We start from the raw sequence: 15,163 nt of genomic DNA on the forward strand, positions 1-15,163 counted from the left end.
TTAGGAAACAGAAACTGTTCCTTTATGCAGTATTTTATCCAATGCAATAGCGCCACCGGCAATACTTTTGGCAGTCGCAAAATTATTATTTATAAGGATTTCAACTGCCTTTTTACTTCTAATTCCGGATTGACAAAAAACAAATATTTCCGCATTACTATCCAACTGAGGCAATGCAGATTCTAAACGGTCTAACGGAATTTGAAGCCCATTTTTGATTGTTATTTTTGGATACTCTTCTGAATTTCGAACATCAAGAAAAACAACATTTTTATTATTTATTTGTTCCAATGCTAGAGCAACGCTGATTTCTAAAATTGTACTTTCGATTACGGTATGTTTTTTTTCGAACGCTACTCTATCGATAGTATTTATGTCTGTTTTTGAAAACTCAAACTTCTGTTGTTCGTTATTGAGCATATTATAAACCAATAATTTTCCAGACAACAACTCCCCTATTCCCAAAACCATTTTCAAAACTTCATTCGCCTGAAACATACCTATGATTCCAACCAATATTCCCATAACACCCGCATCACTACAGTTTCTCACTTCATTATTTTCCTCTGGAAACAAACAGCGGTATGTAGGTCCATTTTTATAATTAAAAACAGAAACCTGCCCTTCAAATTTATAAATAGAACCGTAAACAAACGGTTTGTTGGTTACGCAACACGCATCATTAATCAAATATTTAGTATTCAGATTATCCGTGGCATCAACCATAATATCATACTGCTCGAATAATGAAATTACATTTTTAGAGTCTAATTTTTCAGTGATTGCATTTATTTTTATAGAAGGATTTAGTGCCAAAGCCATTGCTGCCGCCTCCAGCACTTTACTTTTCCCCACCGAACTGCTTTTGTAAATCACTTGGCGTTGCAAGTTGGTCACTTCGATTCTATCATCGTCAATAATTCCAATTTCCCCTATTCCGGCTGCAGCTAAATACGGTAAAACAGCCGCCCCCAATCCTCCGGCACCAATGATCAAGACTTTGGCTTGTTGCAGTTTTTGTTGCCCATTAATACCTACTTCTGGAAGTATAATTTGTCGGTTGTATCGTGCTGTTTCCATAAATCTAGGTTTAGAACAAACGTTTTATTTCTGAACGCCACTTTTTTTAAAATCAAAAATCTTAAATCGTTAATCAAAAATATTAAATCTCTACCCTCCAGCAAATGGTGGTAATAAAGCAACAACATCATTGCTTTTCAGCATATAATTTGCTGTATCCTGTACTATTTTTTGATTAATTGCAACACTAAAAAAAAGTTGACTCAATTGGTATTTTTGTTCTAATGCTGCTATTAATTGGTGTAAAGGTAAACCCGAAAAAGAAATTTCTTCTCCTTGCGTTTTTGTTTTTTCGGCTATAGCGCCAAAATATTTGACTGCGATCATGCCGTTAAATTTAAGTTTTGAAAAATAAACTCATCATCCGAAAATTCCTCTTGAAAATAAGTCCTTAATTTTGAAGCATTTCGCACCACTTCACCAATGACAATGATTGCAGGAGAGGAAAGTTGGTGCTCCTCGACTAACTTCGTAATAGAACTTATGGTTCCAACCACTTTTTTCTCCGTGTCTTTGGTACCATTTTGAATGATGGCAACAGGCAAATCATCGGTTCTGTTGTTTTGATAAATCGAAATAATTTCGCCCAATTTATTCATTCCCATCAAAATGACCACCGTTGCTGAGGATTGAGAAGCCAAGGCCACATCTTTGGACAATTTATGATCCGAAGTTGTTCCGGTAATTACCCAGAAACTTTCGGCTACTCTTCTTTGCGTCAAACTTATTCCATTAGACGCCGGCACACCTAAAGCCGATGAAATTCCGGGAACAATAGCGGTTTCCAAATCAAATTTTTCAGCATATTCTATTTCTTCACTTCCTCTGCCAAAAACAAATGGATCTCCGCCTTTCAATCGAACGACATGACCAAAACGTTTTGCCATCAACACAATCAATTCATTAATTTGATCTTGACTGTAGGCGTGACAACCAAAACGCTTACCCACAAAAATGATTTCAGCATGGGTAGCATACTGCAACAACTCTTCATTTACAAGGGCATCATACAAAACAACATCAGCATTTTCCAATGCTTTGATTGCTTTTAAAGTGATTAACTCCACATCTCCAGGACCTGCCCCGACGATTGTCAATTTTGGTGTATCTGAATTTTTCATTTTAACTGGGATAAATTGGTATTCAATTCGTTCAACTCGGCAACAGAATTTATATTTTTAAACATGTGTCTTTTGGCATTCGGAATCGGAATCAATTGATGTTTTACATTTAAAATGAAGCGCATCATTTTCAAAGCATTAGCATCAATTGCCTTTTTTAAAACAGGTATTAAACTTTTAGCATAAATCCCGATCAAAGGATGAATCCGATCAGAATCTTTAAAAACAGAAACATCAAAATTTGTACCATGCTTTTCAACCAATTCCAATAGTATTTCGGTAGAAATCAATGGAATGTCGCAACTCAATATCAAATTCAACTCCGTTTCCGAATGAACCAGCGCGGTGTATATTCCGCCCAAAGGCCCTTTATCAATAACTATATCTTTTATTTTCCTGTAGAACAAATAATCGTAATCGTTTGTATTAGTAACCAATTGAATGTTACTTGATATTGGTAAAACCGCTTCAATAATATGCTCGATAAAAGGTTTGTTTTGGTACAACACCAATCCTTTCTCCGACTGCATTCGGCTGCTTTTTCCTCCACAAAGAATCGATACTTGCATACTTTCTAATTTATTGACTTAAACAATCAATTTCACGCTCGCCAATAGGATTACCGTTGCCAACACACATTTCAACACTTTATTGGAAAAATAGCCGCTCCCGTAATAGGCACCTAATATTCCTCCGAAAACAGCTATTGGAACTAAATAAAAACTTTCTGTTGGAAATGTTTTGTCTCCCATAAAATAGCCCGAAAGTCCTGCAATAGAATTCACCAGAATAAATAAACTCGAAATGGCTGCTGTTTCTTTTAACATTGCCCAACCCAATAATAAAATGATTGGACTCAGGATAACACCGCCACCAATGCCTAACATTCCGGATAATAAACCTATTCCAAAACCTATCCCCATAGCTAGAGGAATATTCATTTTAGTACTATCTGTTTCTTTAGAATTAAAAAAACCGAACAATCGCAATGCTGCCAGAATCAATACGATTCCTAACACTATTTTATAAAAACTATTTTCTAACGGAATCATTCCGCCTATAAAAGCCGCCGGTACCGGAGTTATCGCGAAAGGATAAAACAGTTTGGGTTTGAAGAAATCTTTTTTATAATAAAAGAAAAAAGAAATTCCTGAAACAAACAAATTAAGCAACAAGGCGGATGGTTTCATCACCGAAACTGGGAATGCAAAAATCGCCATCAATGCCAAATATCCCGAAGCGCCACCATGACCCACGCTGGAATACAAAAACGCAACCACCGCTAATAATACGCCGAATAAAATCAAAAAATCATTATTTACTATTGACATCTTATAATCTATTAATTAAGTGGTATAACTAATACTTCCTGATCTTTTTCAACATTTACCACATCATAAGGCAAATAAATTAAAGCATTTGCTACCGCAAAAGTGTTCAACATGGCTGAACTTTGACTCTCCAATATGGTAACTTTTTCATCATCATACAACCCTTTCAAAAACAAGGATTTTCCTGATGTGTTTTCAAATTGGGCGGTTATTTTTCGTTTGATTTTTGGCAAATGAATCGCTTCAAAACCCATATTTATTTTTAGCGCCGGATGAACATAAATATAAAAACTGGTCAATGTTGAAGCTGGATTTCCAGGCAAGGCAAAAACAATTGTTTTGTCTTTTTTTCCAAAAAATAACGGTTTTCCAGGCTTTTGATTAATTTTATAAAACAACTCTTCTACACCATTAGACAAAAGCGCTTCTTTTACAAAATCATAATCCCCAACCGAAATTCCGCCCGAAGCAAGCACAACATCAAAAGTAGCAAGACAATATTTCAGCAACTTTTTTGTCGCTTTCAAATTATCTTTTACCCGAAATGTTTCTATTTTTTTAATCCCAATTCCCTGCAAAGCAGATTCAAGCATAATAGAATTACTTTCGTAAATGGTTCCTTCCGATAATTTTTTGTCCACTTTTACCAATTCGTTTCCAGTAACCACAATAGCTACTTTTGGTTTGGCATAAACTGTTATTTCCGTAATTCCCAAACAAGCTAAAAATCCTATAGCTGCCGGAGTAATCACCGTATTATTTTCAAGTACAAATTGGTTTTCTTTTATTTGCTCGCCTTTGTTTCTGACATTCGCAAAACGGTCAGGCATTTTAGTAATTTCAACCGTTTTATTTTTAACTGTAGTATGTTCCTGCATGACAATCGTATCCAAATTATCCGGAACATAAGCACCTGTGAATATTCTGATTGCGTCTCCTTTTTTTATTTTTTTATTCGAAAAATCGCCAGCTTGTGAAGTACTTACCACATTAAACTGTTGCAATTCACTATATGCAAAAGCGTAACCATCCATCGCTGATTGACGGAAAGGCGGCATATCCATTGGAGAATAAATTGCTTCCGCCAAAATAAAACCAAGTGATTTTGCCACTCTAATTTTTCTGATAGGCATCTTGCAACTATTTTCTGCAATGATCGATAAGGCTTGGTCCACTTGTCTCATACAATTTTAAATAAACTAAGTAAAAATACTTACTACAAATATAAGTAAATATATAAAGCTCAACACATAATTGACTACAATTAAAGCCGAAATGTATAAAGTGCAATTAAATTCGTTTTATTTATCATAAAGCAAATAAAGCAATACCAAATCTGTAAAATCCATAAAACAAAAAACCCAAAATCTAGAAAGATTTTGGGTTTACTTATGCTAATAAAAAACAGCAATAATTTATTCCACAGGCAAAATAAGGGTGGATGTGATTGCTTCCAGAACTTCAAAAGCAGTTTCTGCCATCTTATTTCCTTTGGTGTCTAATAATGGATTAACCTCCACAAATTCGATACAAACAACTTTTTTAGACTCAATAATTTGATTGATAATTGCAATTATTTCGTACTGATCAAATCCCTTGGGAACTGGAGTTCCGGTCCCGTAAGAAATCATATCACAATCCATTGAATCTACATCAAAAGAAATATACAATCTATCGCAATGCGACAACTTTGCCAAAGCTTCAGTAACACATTTTTTAAGACCTCTATAGCGGATTTCTGCCACCATATAATTTCTGATCTTTAATTTTTCGATCTGCTTATCCTCCGCTTCTTCGGTGTCACGAACACCAAAATAAACTAAATTTTCAGCAAATATTTTAGCGCCTGGGTGGCCAATATTCTTCATTTCTTCCCAAAGCTCTTGCGTTTCTGCAGGAACTTCATTATTCTGACAACCCAAATTATCATCAGCAATCGCGGCAGACAGTGGCATTCCGTGAATATTTCCCGAAGGTGATGTGTAAGGCGAATGCAAATCAGCGTGAGCATCAATCCAAATTACTCCTAAGGTTTGCGCCGGATAAACCGCTTTTATTCCACTTATGGTTCCCAAAGCCGAAGAATGATCTCCTGATAACACTATTGGAAAAAAATTATCCTTTAAATTTTTCTTCACTGCATTACAAACCCGAGTACATTGTTCTACAACATGCTCGATTCTTTTGGCTGAAGTGCTTCTGTTTTTATCATAAATGGATTCGTTATGTGTTTTAACATCTTCAAATTCAAATTGATTAAAATAATCACTATTTTGATTGATAGCCGCAATTTCGATCGCATCGATACCCATATCCGAACCTCTGGTTCCGGCACCAATATCAGATCTGTTTTTTATTAATTTAATTGCTTTTTCCATTGTAATAACCATTATTTGAAATCATTTAATGCTTTCTCAATAATCGCCAGACATTCGTGAATTTGAGCCTCAGTAATAACCAATGGCGGAGCAAATCGTATTTTATTTCCGTGTGTTGGTTTTGCCAATAAACCATAATCTCTAAATTTCATACAAATATCCCAAGCTAAATCGGATTCCTCATCGCTGTTAATAACGATAGCATTTAATAATCCTTTACCGCGAACCAATGTGATTAAAGGATTTCTTGCAGCAATTTCGTTAAGTCCCGTTCTTAAAACTTCTCCTAAGTAAGCAGCATTTTCAGCCAGATTTTCATCTCTAACCACTTCAAGAGCTGCAATTGCAACGGCAGCCGCAACTGGATTTCCACCAAAAGTTGAACCGTGTTGTCCCGGTTTGATTACATTCATAATTGAATCATTAGCTAATACAGCCGAAACGGGATAAACACCACCTGAAATGGCTTTACCTAAAATAAGAATATCTGGTTTAACTTCTGGTTTGTTTTCACAACTTTTTGTACAAGAACAGTTTCCGCAAGTAGCCAATAATCTTCCAGTACGTGCAATCCCTGTTTGAACTTCGTCAGCAATGAATAAAGCATTGTGCTCTTCACAAAGTGCTTTGGCTTTTGCCAAATAACCTTCTGCAGGAACATAAACGCCGGCTTCTCCCTGAATTGGTTCCACTAAGAAACCTGCAATATTTTTTGTTGATTTTAAAACATTTTCCAATGCCTCAATATCATCATATGGTATTTTTATAAATCCTTCTGTAAAAGGACCAAAGCTTTTACGTGCATTTTCATCATTTGAAAACGAAATGATTGTAGTGGTTCTTCCATGAAAATTATTCTCACAAACGATTATTTGTGCTTGATTTTCAGGAATTCCTTTTACTTCATACGCCCATTTTCTACATATTTTCAAAGCAGTCTCTACCGCTTCAGCTCCCGTATTCATTGGTAAAACCTTATCGAAATTAAAATATTTCGTCATGAATTCTTCATAAGGACCCAATTGATCGTTGTAAAAAGCGCGTGAAGTCAAAGTCAAGGTTTGCGCTTGTTTCACCATAGCACCAACAATTTTCGGATGACAATGTCCTTGATTTACCGCAGAATAAGCGGACAGGAAATCAAAATATTTTTTTCCGTCAATATCCCAAACATACACTCCTTCTCCTCTTTCCAAAACTACCGGCAAAGGATGGTAATTGTGCGCACCGTATTTATTTTCTTTTTCTATCAACTCGTTTGACTTTGAAGAAAGTGTTTGATCAATGTGTTCCATAACTTACTATTTTTAAAAACTTTGAAACAAAAATAACTAATATTTTTTATTTCACAATAAAATACAATGATTTTGACTTGATTTTGACGTAAAAAAATTAATATTTCTTTTATTTGTACGAAAATAAGTCATTTTACACAAAGTATTTACTGTTTTTAGTGTTAGATGAAAAATAATAATTACTTTTATACTTATTAAAAATTACTTTTTAATTTAATAGAAAAACCCATGGATGTATTATTAGATGAATTCGACATCAATATTATTAAAGAACTTGAAAAAGATGGCAGAATGGCATATTCAGCAATTGCCACTGCTTTAAAAATATCCAATACAATGGTTCACCAGCGGATTAACAGATTAATTGACCAAGGAATAATTATTGGGATAAAACCAATTATTAATGAGAAAAAGATTGGTTTCGATTGGGCCTCTTTCACCGGCATCACATTAAACAAAGACCAAGATTCGAATCGAATTATTGCCGAATTAAAAAATATTCCTGAAATAACCGAATGTTATTATGTTACCGGTTCGTTTACGCTTTACATAAAAATAGTAGCCCAAGACCATGAGCACATGAGAAAGATACTTTATGAAAAAATAGACAATATCCCCGGAATATCAAAAACAGATTCTATCATAGAGTTGGGTTGTGCATTCAAGCGAAATGTAAGTCTCTAACTTAAAATTAAATCAAAATGAAGAATTTCAAAATCCATTTACTGCAGGTAATTTTAGTTTTTTGTTTTAGTTCTCCAATGTTTTCGCAAAACATTTCTACTAAGGAAATTAAAAGACTCCAAGAATTAGCTCAACAAGTAACAATTATCAGAGACAATTGGGGAATTGCTCATGTATATGGAAAAACTGATGCTGATGCTGTTTTTGGAATGCTTTACGCACAATGTGAAGACGATTTCAAACGAGTAGAAATGAATTATATCGAAAAACTGGGGAGACTTTCCGAAATTAAAGGGCAATCGGTTTTATACAATGATTTAGAAATTAAACTTTTGATTGACACGGAGGAAGCGAAAGCGGATTATAAAAAAGCTACGCCTTGGCTAAAAAAATTATTGAATAGTTATGCTGACGGAATAAATTTTTACTTAAACAATCACCCCGAAGTGAAACCTGCATTATTGACCCATTTTGAACCTTGGTATCCTTTACTGTGGACAGATGGCAGCATCGGAGCCATAAGTACTGCCGATCTTTCGACAGGAGAATTGAAAGCTTTTTATTCTGGAAACACGGATAAAGTAGCTTATATCGAAAGAGAAAAAGACGTACAAACAGGTTCGAACGGGTTTGCAATCGCTCCTTCTAAAACTGCTTCAGGAAATGCCATTTTGTATATCAACCCACACACTACCTTTTATTTCCGACCTGAAATACAAGTGAGCAGCGAAGAAGGATTAAATGCATACGGCGCAGTAACTTGGGGACAATTTTTTATATATCAGGGTTTTAATGAAAATTGTGGCTGGATGCACACGTCTTCAAATGTCGATGTAGCCGATATCTATGCCGAGAAAATCGTAACCAAAAACGGCAAATTATTTTACGAATACGATAAAAAATTAGTACCCGTTATCGAAAAAAAAATAACCATCAATTATCTTGAAAACGGAAAACTGATTCCCAAAATTTTTAAAACATACTCTACCAATAACGGTCCAATAATGGCAAAAAGAGATGGGAAATGGATTAGTTTGAAATCAAACAATCGCTCCATGAACAGCTTAGTGCAAAGTTGGGTGAGAACAAAATCGAAAGGATTTGACGACTATAAAAAAGCAATGGACTTAAAAGCCAATACTTCAAATAACACCGTTTACGCTGATAATAAAGGAAACATAGCGTACTGGCACGGAAACTTCATTCCCATTAGAGACAAAAATCTGAATTGGTCAAAAGTGATGGACGGCGCAACATCCGCCACACAATGGAAAGGATTACATCCTGTTTCAGAAACGGTTCATTTATACAATCCTACAAACGGCTGGCTGCAAAATTGCAATTCTACCCCTTTTACTGTGGCTGGGATTAACAGTCCGAAAAAAGAAAATTATAGACCTTATATGGCGCCCGATGGTGAAAGTTTTAGAGGATTAAATGCCGTTCGGTTATTGAGTAAAGGCAGCAATTATACGCTAGACAAAGTAATTGCCGACGGTTACGATACAAAACTAACTGCTTTTGAATTTCTAATTCCAGCCTTAGTGGCCAGTTTTGAAAAAAACACACTCAAAGATAATATGCTTTACAAGGAATTAATAGAACCCATCGCACTATTAAAGGATTGGGATTATTATGCCAAAGAAAATTCAACAGCTACAACTTTAGCTATTGAATGGGCCTATAAATTAGATCCTATTATTCAAAAGGTATATGTTAAAGAAGGTGAATTAGATCAAGTCCAAAATACTCAGAATTTTGCAAAAAATGCTTCTCCCAATCAATTGATTCCTCAACTACAAATAGTGGTGAATGAATTAAAAACAAAATTTGGCACCTGGCAAATTCCTTGGGGAGAAATTAATCGTTTCCAGCGATTATCGGGTGATATCAATCTCGTTTATAATGATGCATTAGAAAGTATACCAATAGGTTATGGACCAGCACTCTGGGGGAGTTTACCTGCTTACAAGAGCAATTATCAAAAAGGCAGTAAAAAGCGCTACGGATTTAACGGCAACAGTTTTGTATGTGCAGTAGAATTTGGTCCAAAAATAAAAGCAAAGTCTTTATTAGCAGGTGGAAACAGTAGCGATCCAAAATCGAAACATTTCTATGACCAAGCTGAAATGTACCGAAAAGGACAATTCAAAGACGTCTTGTTTTATAAAGACGATGTTCAAAAAAATGCTGAAAAAACCTATCATCCCGGCGAATAATCTCTCTACTTTTCATTATAAGAATTAAAAATACAGTCATAAGATAAAAAAATAAAAATCTTAATTTTAACACCCATTAATTGAGACATTTGTAAAAATAAAACAACCGATATGAAAAATATTTTCTTTGCCCTTTTAGGATTCGTATTGTTTTCCAATGGTGTATTTGCACAATTGAAAACAGTAAAATACACAGATGGAAATCAAAAATTAAATGGATTGTCAATTGCTCCAAAAAAAGCAAGCAAAACTAAACCTGGAATCTTAATTCTTCCCGCTTGGAAAGGAATAGATACGCACTCAAAACAATCAGCAGAACAATTGTCAAAAATGGGATATTATGCATTTGTAGCAGACATTTATGGCGAGGGAAACTACCCAACAAGCACGCAGGAAGCAGGAAAGCAAGCCGGTTTCTACAAAAACAATGTGACTGATTATCAAAGACGCATTCAACTTGCTCTTGATCAGCTAGTAAAAGCAGGCGCAAATCCAGATAACATTGTAGTGATAGGCTACTGTTTTGGAGGAACTGGTGTTCTTGAAGCAGCAAGAGCAGGAATGAAAATTCAAGGAGCAGTTTCTTTTCACGGTGGTTTAGGACGTGATGCTGCTAGAGTTAATAATCCAATCACTGCAAAAATATTGGTTTTACATGGTGCTGATGACACTTATGTGCCAGCTGCAGAAGTAGCCGCTTTTCAACAAGAAATGAGAGATACAAAAGCAGATTGGGAAATGATCTATTACGCTAATTCAGTACATGCCTTTACAGATCCTGAAGCTGGAAACGATAATTCAAAAGGAGCGGCTTATAACGAAAAAGCAGCCAAACGTTCTTGGGAACGAATGGATTCTTTCTTGAAGGAAGTTTTAAAATAATTTTAAAAAAAAACGGTATAAGTTCGGTTTTTTTGTTAGTTTTATAATGAAATTTAACAAAAATATAGAATTTACACTGTTTTTTTATGTCAAAAAGTATAATCAGAAAAGATAAAACCTGTCTAAATTGTTGATACGTTGTAGAAAACAGACTCCGTCTTAATTGCGGTAAGGAAAACACGGATACCAGAAAAACATTCCATCACCTTTATATTCATTTTTTTAAGGATTTAACCCATTATGAAAACGCTTTATAGAAACATGATTTATTTCAGTCCTGAACAACAGTTTATTATTTTTTATTAACTTCATTCTAATCATTATTATATTTACACTTTTTGTCTTTTACACATTTATCAATTTACATTAAAAAGCATGAGAAAAATAACCGCATTCAGTTTACTTATAATTTTAAACACAAGTTGCATTAGTCAAAAAATCAGTCTTAATTATGTTGATCCTACAAAGTACATGAACACAATTACAGCAGATGAATTAAAAACGCATTTGTATATTGTTGCTGCTGATTCTATGGAAGGACGCGAAACGGGTTCTGCAGGACAAAAAAGAGCAGGTGTTTACCTAATCAATCAATACAAGAAAAACAACGTTTCCTTTCCTAAAGGAGCCACTGATTATTACCAAAGAATCCCTGCCGCTTTCCTAAACGCAAAACGCAACGAAAATTTGCCTGACTCAGAGAATATCTGGGCCTACATTGAAGGATCCGAGAAACCTAATGAAGTTCTGGTTATTTCAGCACATTACGATCATGTTGGGATCAAAGATGGCGAAGTGTACAATGGTGCTGATGACGACGGTTCCGGAACTGTCGCTTTACTGGAAATCGCACAAGCATTCGAAAAAGCAAAGATAGACGGTCACGGTCCTAAACGTTCTATTCTTTTTCTTCATGTGACTGGAGAGGAGCATGGTTTACACGGTTCTCGCTATTATTCAGAAAACCCTTTGTTCCCAATAGCAAACACGATAACCGACATTAATATTGATATGATTGGTCGTCGTGACGAGGCACATGTAAACACGAATAATTATGTATATGTAATTGGTGCAGACCGTTTATCAACTGATTTGAATACTATTTGTACTATTGCAAACGCGAAGTACACTAAATTAGATTTAGACTATAAATACAATGATCCAAAAGATCCGAATCATTTTTATGAGCGTTCTGATCATTATAATTTTGCCAAAAATGGCATTCCAGCTGTTTTCTTTTTCAATGGTGTCCATGCCGATTACCATCAAAAAACGGATGAACCAAATAAAATTGAATATGACGCATTGGCCAAAAGAGCGAAATTTGCTTTCGTAACCGCTTGGGAATTAGCAAACAGAGAAAATCGTCCGGTAGTAGATAAAAAATAAATTTATAATTGGGGCACATCCCCGCTTCCACTAGCGTTACAGCGTCGTCGGGCTATACGTTGCAATCTTTTATTACCCTTTCAGGGTCTTGAACCCTGAAAGGGTAATAAAAGGATTTACACTGCTATCCCTTGTGCAAACCATAAAAAAGAGCTTTGAAGGAATTTCAAAACTCTTTTTTTATTTAGATTTAGAACACAAAAAAAAGCCCATCTACTGAACTTTTTCTCTAATATATTGTATGAAAATTACTTAAGCATTCTCATCAAACATAATTTCATCACCACTGTCTATTTTATGTAATGGTTTCTCCATTGGCAACGTAAAATAAAAAGAAGAACCTTCCCCAGGTATACTTTCTACCCATATTTCACCACCATTTTTTTCTAAAAAGCCTTTCACTAATAATAATCCAATCCCCGCGCCTTTATTTTCTAATCTAGCTTTGGAGAGGATATTCATTTGTGGCTTAAAAAGTTTTTCTTGAATTTCTTTAGACATGCCAATACCCGAGTCTTTGATTCGGACTATTATTTTATCATCTTGCGTTTTAGCAGTAACCGTAATTTTACCTCCGGGTAATGAATGCTTTATTGCATTTGAAACTATATTTTGAATAATCGAAAGCAACATTTTTCCATCGGCAAAAACTTTAGTATTCTCCTCAATTTCGTGATGAAGATTTATTGCATTTAAAGAAGCCGTATCGTTTAAAGTGTCAAATACCTTTTTCACATATTGTACCAATTCAATTTTTCTTGGAGAAAATACTTCCGCTGCATATTTTATTCTTGCCCACTCGACTAGGTAGTCTAACATATTTAACTCGTCGATCGATGCTTTATGGATGAGTTCAAGCATTTCATTAACGACACTTGGGTCTAGTCGTTCAAAATTTGCTTTCAAATAGCCCGTCGTTGCAATTATACTTGACAGCGGACTTCTCAAATCATGCGAAAGAATAGCAAGAACACTTTCTTTATGCGTATTTAGATCTTCTAATTCTTTAACATAATTTTTTATAGCATCTTCTGATTTCTTCCTTTCTGTTAAGTCGCGTAAGATTTTAACGTATCCTAACATTTCACCATCGATTCCAGTTAATGGGAAAACTAATCCATAAGCATAAAACACACTTTTATCTTTACAAAGGTGCCATCTATTATCTGTTGCTCTTCCCTCCTTTAATGCTGTTATAATTTCATTTTTTGGTATAGCATTTTGTTGGTCTTCTTCTGTAAAAATGATATCAAAATGTTTTCCTATAATTTCATCTGTTTTATAACCAAAGATTTTTGCCGCCCCAGAGCTCCAACTATTAATTACAAAATCATTATCAATGGTAAAAATGGAGTAATCCTGCAAGCTATCAATGATTTGACTATAAAATTCCGAAGTTGGAATATAATTACTTTTGAGAATTTTAGAACTGATTTGCTCGTTTTTCATTTGTTAGTTATAATGATATTTAAAAATTTTGAATACAAAATAGTATTTGAAAATCAGACATCAATGAGGGCAAAGATAGGCAAAAGGAAATATGAAAACTTAAAAACGAACTTTATTAGCCCTATCGTAAGAATCTAACTGTTATATGTACTATTCCTAAAATCAATTTCAAAAATACATCCTTCCTATTGCCTATTGTATTGCCTCTAAAGACAATAGTTTTCAGAATTTACCTTTTCTACAAAAATATTGCCCTCATTTATCTCATGATCAAAATTCTAAACGAATTCATTGCCCACGCGATTTATACCGGGCCTTATTACAATATTCAAGCCAATAAATAGACGCAATAATTTCACTAAAGTTTATTCCACAAAAAAAGCCTCGAATTTCTTCGAAGCTTTTGCTTTCTGGGTGGGAGACGGGGCTCGAACCCGCGACCCTCGGTACCACAAACCGATGCTCTAACCAACTGAGCTACAACCACCATTTGCTTAGCGGTGGCAAATATACAACATAAGTTTACTTCTGCAAATAATTTTTTTAAAAAATTACATGAAAATTATATCAAATCTCCTAAGCTATTGACTGCCAAATATCTTTCAACAGTAAAACCTTCTGCATGATCTACTCCCACGAGCCTTCCTAAATCCTGAGAACGGTAATTAAGGCTTTCAAAGAAGTTTTTACTGGTGATTGGTGATTCCGGTTCTTTAGAATTGGCATCATAAAATTGCGAACGATACGCTGTAATAGATTCAATTTTCTTATCCGTAAAACCTGTAATGTCAACCACAAAATCCGGTACCAAGTTTTTCCACTGAATGTACTGATAAACTAATTTAGGTCTCCAGGCCTCTTGGCTTTCTCCATCAACACTCGTTTCTACTTTTCTCAATCCTGATAAAAAACAAGCATCCGAAACTAATTTACTTCCCTTTGCATGATCAATATGACGATCGTCAATTGCATTACACAATACAATCTCTGGTCGATACTTGCGAATCATCTTTATTACTTCTAGCTGATTTTTTTCGTCATTTACAAAAAAACCATCTCGCATTTCTAAATTCTCGCGTACTAAAACCCCAAGAATTTTTGCTGCAGCATTTGCTTCCTGATCCCTAATTTCAGCTGAGCCGCGCGTTCCTAATTCGCCACGGGTTAAATCAACTATTCCAACTGTTTTACCTAAGGAAATTTCTTTTAAAATGGTTCCGCCACAGCCTAATTCTACATCATCCGGATGCGCACCAAAAGCTAATATATCTAATTTCATCAAAAATTCGTTTAAAGTTTTTTTTGTTTAATGTTTCAAAGCATTCGCAATCGATA

At 34.8% G+C, this 15,163-nt stretch carries 14 protein-coding genes and 1 tRNA gene; 4 read left to right on the top strand and 11 right to left on the bottom strand.

Annotation, left to right across the window (positions count from 1 at the left end; all coding sequences use genetic code 11):
• The 8 genes from moeB to rocD all read right to left on the bottom strand — a co-directional run bounded on the left by moeB (position 1) and on the right by rocD (position 7,205).
• Positions 1-1,080, bottom strand: coding sequence for a molybdopterin-synthase adenylyltransferase MoeB (gene moeB / locus ACFX5F_RS07355; RefSeq protein ID WP_379851356.1), 1,080 nt, complete (start codon positions 1,078-1,080; stop codon positions 1-3).
• A gap of 90 nt (positions 1,081-1,170) precedes the next feature.
• Positions 1,171-1,407 carry a MoaD/ThiS family protein gene (locus ACFX5F_RS07360; protein WP_379851358.1) on the bottom strand — a complete coding sequence of 79 codons (237 nt, stop codon included), beginning with the start codon at positions 1,405-1,407 and terminating at the stop codon, positions 1,171-1,173.
• The gene (gene cobA, locus ACFX5F_RS07365; RefSeq protein WP_379851360.1) at positions 1,404-2,201 is read right to left on the bottom strand and encodes a uroporphyrinogen-III C-methyltransferase; all 798 of its coding nucleotides are present in this window, start codon (positions 2,199-2,201) and stop codon (positions 1,404-1,406) included. The genes ACFX5F_RS07360 and cobA overlap by 4 nt, the downstream gene beginning before the upstream one ends.
• The gene (locus ACFX5F_RS07370) at positions 2,198-2,770 is read right to left on the bottom strand and encodes a molybdenum cofactor guanylyltransferase (protein WP_379851362.1); all 573 of its coding nucleotides are present in this window, start codon (positions 2,768-2,770) and stop codon (positions 2,198-2,200) included. Before ACFX5F_RS07370 ends, cobA begins: the two co-directional genes overlap by 4 nt.
• Positions 2,771-2,788: 18 nt before the next feature.
• Positions 2,789-3,532 (bottom strand): sulfite exporter TauE/SafE family protein, encoded by a 744-nt coding sequence (locus ACFX5F_RS07375; protein WP_379851364.1) that lies wholly within the window; start codon positions 3,530-3,532, stop codon positions 2,789-2,791.
• Between the two features lie 11 nt (positions 3,533-3,543).
• Positions 3,544-4,716, bottom strand: coding sequence for a molybdopterin molybdotransferase MoeA (locus ACFX5F_RS07380; protein WP_379851366.1), 1,173 nt, complete (start codon positions 4,714-4,716; stop codon positions 3,544-3,546).
• A gap of 231 nt (positions 4,717-4,947) precedes the next feature.
• Entirely contained in the window at positions 4,948-5,910 is a 963-nt protein-coding gene (locus tag ACFX5F_RS07385; protein WP_379851368.1) for an arginase, read from the bottom strand.
• Between the two features lie 11 nt (positions 5,911-5,921).
• Positions 5,922-7,205 (bottom strand): ornithine--oxo-acid transaminase, encoded by a 1,284-nt coding sequence (rocD, locus tag ACFX5F_RS07390; protein WP_379851370.1) that lies wholly within the window; start codon positions 7,203-7,205, stop codon positions 5,922-5,924.
• A gap of 228 nt (positions 7,206-7,433) precedes the next feature.
• Here rocD and ACFX5F_RS07395 point away from each other — a divergent pair, with 228 nt between their 5' ends.
• The 4 genes from ACFX5F_RS07395 to ACFX5F_RS07410 all read left to right on the top strand — a co-directional run bounded on the left by ACFX5F_RS07395 (position 7,434) and on the right by ACFX5F_RS07410 (position 12,379).
• On the top strand, positions 7,434-7,889 hold the full coding sequence (locus ACFX5F_RS07395) for an Lrp/AsnC family transcriptional regulator (protein ID WP_073208256.1): 456 nt from the start codon (positions 7,434-7,436) through the stop codon (positions 7,887-7,889).
• 17 nt (positions 7,890-7,906) lie between these two features.
• Positions 7,907-10,108, top strand: coding sequence for a penicillin acylase family protein (locus ACFX5F_RS07400; RefSeq protein WP_379851372.1), 2,202 nt, complete (start codon positions 7,907-7,909; stop codon positions 10,106-10,108).
• Positions 10,109-10,219: 111 nt separating this feature from the next.
• A complete protein-coding gene (locus ACFX5F_RS07405) occupies positions 10,220-10,990 on the top strand; it encodes a dienelactone hydrolase family protein (RefSeq protein WP_379851374.1) in 771 nt (256 codons plus the stop codon).
• 375 nt (positions 10,991-11,365) lie between these two features.
• The gene (locus ACFX5F_RS07410) at positions 11,366-12,379 is read left to right on the top strand and encodes a M28 family peptidase (protein WP_379851376.1); all 1,014 of its coding nucleotides are present in this window, start codon (positions 11,366-11,368) and stop codon (positions 12,377-12,379) included.
• A 252-nt stretch (positions 12,380-12,631) separates the two neighbouring features.
• On the opposite strand, the gene ACFX5F_RS07415 is transcribed toward ACFX5F_RS07410, so the two are convergent.
• The 3 genes from ACFX5F_RS07415 to bshB1 form a co-directional block, all read right to left on the bottom strand.
• Positions 12,632-13,828, bottom strand: coding sequence for a PAS domain-containing sensor histidine kinase (locus ACFX5F_RS07415; protein WP_379851378.1), 1,197 nt, complete (start codon positions 13,826-13,828; stop codon positions 12,632-12,634).
• Positions 13,829-14,240: 412 nt separating this feature from the next.
• A tRNA-His gene (locus ACFX5F_RS07420) sits at positions 14,241-14,316 on the bottom strand.
• A 74-nt stretch (positions 14,317-14,390) separates the two neighbouring features.
• Positions 14,391-15,107, bottom strand: coding sequence for a bacillithiol biosynthesis deacetylase BshB1 (bshB1, locus tag ACFX5F_RS07425; protein WP_379851381.1), 717 nt, complete (start codon positions 15,105-15,107; stop codon positions 14,391-14,393).
• Positions 15,108-15,163 lie beyond the last annotated feature (56 nt).

Source organism: Flavobacterium zhoui, from assembly GCF_042787235.1.
GTDB lineage: Bacteria > Bacteroidota > Bacteroidia > Flavobacteriales > Flavobacteriaceae > Flavobacterium > Flavobacterium zhoui.

What these genes read in the sequence shown, in the direction of transcription:
- moeB (WP_379851356.1), bottom strand. Translation starts at nt 1,080, where the DNA reads ATGGAAACAGCACGATACAACCGACAAATTATACTTCCAGAAGTAGGT.
- ACFX5F_RS07360 (WP_379851358.1), bottom strand. Translation starts at nt 1,407, where the DNA reads ATGATCGCAGTCAAATATTTTGGCGCTATAGCCGAAAAAACAAAAACG.
- cobA (WP_379851360.1), bottom strand. Translation starts at nt 2,201, where the DNA reads ATGAAAAATTCAGATACACCAAAATTGACAATCGTCGGGGCAGGTCCT.
- ACFX5F_RS07370 (WP_379851362.1), bottom strand. Translation starts at nt 2,770, where the DNA reads ATGCAAGTATCGATTCTTTGTGGAGGAAAAAGCAGCCGAATGCAGTCG.
- ACFX5F_RS07375 (WP_379851364.1), bottom strand. Translation starts at nt 3,532, where the DNA reads ATGTCAATAGTAAATAATGATTTTTTGATTTTATTCGGCGTATTATTA.
- ACFX5F_RS07380 (WP_379851366.1), bottom strand. Translation starts at nt 4,716, where the DNA reads ATGAGACAAGTGGACCAAGCCTTATCGATCATTGCAGAAAATAGTTGC.
- ACFX5F_RS07385 (WP_379851368.1), bottom strand. Translation starts at nt 5,910, where the DNA reads ATGGAAAAAGCAATTAAATTAATAAAAAACAGATCTGATATTGGTGCC.
- rocD (WP_379851370.1), bottom strand. Translation starts at nt 7,205, where the DNA reads ATGGAACACATTGATCAAACACTTTCTTCAAAGTCAAACGAGTTGATA.
- ACFX5F_RS07395 (WP_073208256.1), top strand. Translation starts at nt 7,434, where the DNA reads ATGGATGTATTATTAGATGAATTCGACATCAATATTATTAAAGAACTT.
- ACFX5F_RS07400 (WP_379851372.1), top strand. Translation starts at nt 7,907, where the DNA reads ATGAAGAATTTCAAAATCCATTTACTGCAGGTAATTTTAGTTTTTTGT.
- ACFX5F_RS07405 (WP_379851374.1), top strand. Translation starts at nt 10,220, where the DNA reads ATGAAAAATATTTTCTTTGCCCTTTTAGGATTCGTATTGTTTTCCAAT.
- ACFX5F_RS07410 (WP_379851376.1), top strand. Translation starts at nt 11,366, where the DNA reads ATGAGAAAAATAACCGCATTCAGTTTACTTATAATTTTAAACACAAGT.
- ACFX5F_RS07415 (WP_379851378.1), bottom strand. Translation starts at nt 13,828, where the DNA reads ATGAAAAACGAGCAAATCAGTTCTAAAATTCTCAAAAGTAATTATATT.
- bshB1 (WP_379851381.1), bottom strand. Translation starts at nt 15,107, where the DNA reads ATGAAATTAGATATATTAGCTTTTGGTGCGCATCCGGATGATGTAGAA.